At 47.1% G+C, this 696-nt stretch carries 1 protein-coding gene; it reads left to right on the top strand.

Translation table 11 applies throughout. The annotated features are described in order from the left end of the window. A partial coding sequence (locus R7Q09_RS25800) for a hypothetical protein (RefSeq protein WP_318143897.1) occupies window positions 1–585 on the top strand: 585 nt, incomplete at its 5' end. Window positions 586–696 lie beyond the last annotated feature (111 nt).

Below are 696 nucleotides of genomic sequence, written 5' to 3'. Positions count from 1 at the left end.
GATCTGATGGCGGGTATTTACGAGATGGCAGCGCCAGATGGCATCATCTGTAACGAGGTTTCCAAATTCCTTGCGGCCAACCAGGTCAAGCCGGAAGACATAAGCTCTGGGATCTGGTTTTTCCTGTGGCTGAAATCAGCTCCCAAGGATGCGAAGCCAATCCAAAAAGAAATCCCCGGATTTGGAGTTGTTCTCAACATGCCGACTTATGGCGGAACGCTCAACGAAGCAATCACAGGGTTGATCGAGAACGAGTGCCGTCAAATAGAGCTCGCTGAGGGACATCCGAGCCTTGAGGCTTGGGTTGAATCAGTATTAGCCGGTCGAGATGACGGAGAGGAAAATGAAGCTGCGGCCAATATCGTGGATCTGCTTAATGGGTGTCACGACCTACTGGATACAGCAATAATCAATTACCTTTTTAAGGTGGGAAAAATCAACGAGCAAGAGATTTTGTCGCTCATCTATTATGGAGAGCTATGTGACCACTCTCTTGTCGGTACGCCTTTTTCAACGTTACATATCCCGAGTGAAAATAACGTCCACGAACGTAACATCATCCCCATTAAAAAAGGAGCCAGTTAGGCTCCTTTTTGTTACTCAGGGTTTGCTTTGAGAAACAACTTCATTCCAAGTATGCAGCACCTTCGATAGGTGCTGATGCTTTCTGGTGAAGTCCTTATCATCCAAGAGTGC

It is taken from the genome of Vibrio sp. 2130-1 (genome assembly GCF_033339515.1).
The sequence above is the reverse complement of the archived record's forward strand: the minus strand, read 5'-3'. Positions and strand labels throughout refer to the sequence as shown.